Origin of the sequence: uncultured Clostridium sp. (genome assembly GCF_947036855.1) — a bacterium.
In the GTDB taxonomy this organism is placed as follows: domain Bacteria; phylum Bacillota; class Clostridia; order Clostridiales; family Clostridiaceae; genus Sarcina.
Map to the genome: position 1 here is coordinate 1 of NZ_CAMQRY010000214.1, position 2546 is coordinate 2546.

At 29.5% G+C, this 2546-nt stretch carries 2 protein-coding genes; both read right to left on the reverse strand.

Features of this window, described 5'->3' with window-relative positions; genetic code table 11:
- Nucleotides 1-10: 10 nt before the first annotated feature.
- On the reverse strand, nt 11-1153 hold the full coding sequence (nifV, locus tag Q0V15_RS12920; RefSeq protein WP_297439550.1) for a homocitrate synthase: 1143 nt from the start codon (nt 1151-1153) through the stop codon (nt 11-13).
- A 159-nt stretch (nt 1154-1312) separates the two neighbouring features.
- Nucleotides 1313-2431: a VanZ family protein gene (locus Q0V15_RS12925; RefSeq protein ID WP_297439551.1), complete on the reverse strand. Its 1119-nt coding sequence runs from the start codon at nt 2429-2431 to the stop codon at nt 1313-1315.
- Nucleotides 2432-2546 lie beyond the last annotated feature (115 nt).

A 2546-nucleotide genomic window follows, 5' to 3' on the forward strand; every position in this document is an offset into this window, starting at 1 on the left:
CCAAATAACTTTATCTATTTTCTTTTATATCATTATAAATTTGAACAAGTTCCTTATCAAAAAGTGGTCTTTTAACACAAACTGAAACTGCTCTAACTTTATCTAAAACCTGTTGTGCCATATCTGCATCAAGATTAATATGATACTCAGCAAACTTATTTACAATCCCTGCTTTTCCTGAATGTTTTCCTATAACTATTTGTCTTGTAAGTCCAACTTCTGCTGGGTCAAAAGCTTCATAATTCTTAGGATTTTTAATAGCTCCATCAGCATGTATTCCTGATTCATGCCTAAACATATTAGCACCAACTATAGCCTTCCATTCTGGAAGAGTTCGCCCTGCTGCATCTGAAACATAGTGTGATACATCTTTAAACATACCAGTATCAAAACCTAAATCTATATTATGAACATGTTTAAGAGCCATTACAACTTCTTCAAGTGCTGCATTTCCAGCCCTCTCACCAAGTCCATTTACAGTAACTCCTATATGACTAGCTCCTCCTATAACTCCTGCAAGAGCATTTGCTGTAGCCATCCCAAAATCATTATGAGTATGCATCTCAATATCTGAACCTGTCTTATCATAAATATACTTAATATTCTCCCTAATACTAAAAGGATCCATAACCCCAACAGTATCACAATATCTAAACCTATCTGCCCCTACACTCTTAGCTTTTTCGATAAATTCAACTAAAAACTCTCTATCAGCCCTTGATGCATCTTCCCCATTAACAGAAACATAAAGACCATTTTTCTTAGCAAATTCTACTGACTTCATCATATTTTCTAAAACCCACGCTCTTGAAGTTCTAAGTTTATGCTTGATATGAATATCAGAAACTGAAATAGAAATAGCAACTGCATCTACCCCACAATCAATAGACTGCTGAATATCAGAAACAACTGCTCTATTCCAAGCCATAATACTAGAAGATAAATCTCTTCTGCAAATATCTTTTATAGCCTCTTTTTCATCTCCACCCATAGCTGGAATTCCAACCTCTAGTTGATGCACACCCATCTCACTAAGTGCCTTTGCAATAGCAACTTTCTCATGATTAGCAAAAACAACCCCTGCTGTTTGCTCACCATCTCTAAGAGTTGTATCAACAATAGAAATATTTTTTCCCCATTCATTATTTCCCATCTTTTTAACGCCCCCTTTTCAAAATCTCTTCTTATTATATATAAATAAGTTTTAATTATAATCTTACCATTAATTGGATATTTTTTCCATAAATACAAAACGACAGAAAATAACAAAAGGAACCGTATAACAAAATACAATTCCTCTTTCATCAATTAATTATTTAATTTTAACTTTAATTTTTTTAATAACTTCATCAGGATTTTCATCTTCAAAATTATACTCAATCTTAAATTCACTAATATCTATTCTTTTAAACTCTACTTCTTCAGTAACTTCAAAACTAACTTCTTTTCCACCATACTCAAGTGTAATATTACTTCCATTAGGAGCTTTTACATATAAAGCAAGTTCATTTATAAACTCATATTCAATATCATTCTCTGTAACATTAGTAATTCCAATAATATTATAAGTTATAAAATCATCATTTTCTTTATATAAGTACAATGCACTTTCTCTATTTATTACTTCTGCATCACCATTTTTTCTAAAATAATCTCCATTTTTATAATAATCCTCTTCAAAATATTTTCCCTTACTATCTTTAGAAATAAAAATTTTACTTCCTACATCTTCAAATTCTCCTATTATCCTTCTTCCATCATCCTCTATACTTTGCGGAACTGTGCTAATATCAACTGCATTTTCTTTATAATCTATATATGTTGTAACTGTACTATCAATCCCAATTACTAAAAATAAAGGGAGTGCAACTATCAGAATACCTTTAATAGCAGACTTATCATTAACTGCATTATCAAATAATTCTCTAAAGAATCTTATCTTTTTCACATATGGAATCAAAAGCTTATAAATTAAATATCCCAAAACTCCACCAGTAGTATTTAAAATAATATCATCAATATCTGCAAACCTACCTGTAAAATGTTGATTAATTTCTATAATAGCTGAACACATAAAAGTTATCCCAGCTATTTTAAGAACTGAATTACACTTTTTATATAATGCACCAACAAACATTCCAAGTGGTGCAAGCATAATAAGATTACCAACTATATTATGCTTAGCTACACTTAATCCACTATCTTTTATCATTCTAAAAGTTTCAACAAAAGGAATATAATTAAAACTTTTATTTGAAACATAACCTCCATATAAATTTAATGTATATACACTAACACCAAAGAAATATATAAGGAACATAAACTTAATAAACTCCCTCGACTTATTAAACTTTTTCCCTCTCTTCCATAAAACTAAATTAATAACTACATAAATTAAAATTACCGAACCAAAAACTATATCTAATCCCATAAATCCCCCTTAACTTTAAATATTTATATCTATAATTTTACACAAGTTTTATTGTTTTAAATCCATTACTACAAAATTGTAATAAAACTTTATATAATTCCACATCTATTTTAAA

Excerpts from the sequence above, each read along its gene's own strand:
- nifV (WP_297439550.1), bottom strand. The coding sequence starts at position 1,153 with ATGGGAAATAATGAATGGGGAAAAAATATTTCTATTGTTGATACAACT.
- Q0V15_RS12925 (WP_297439551.1), bottom strand. The coding sequence starts at position 2,431 with ATGGGATTAGATATAGTTTTTGGTTCGGTAATTTTAATTTATGTAGTT.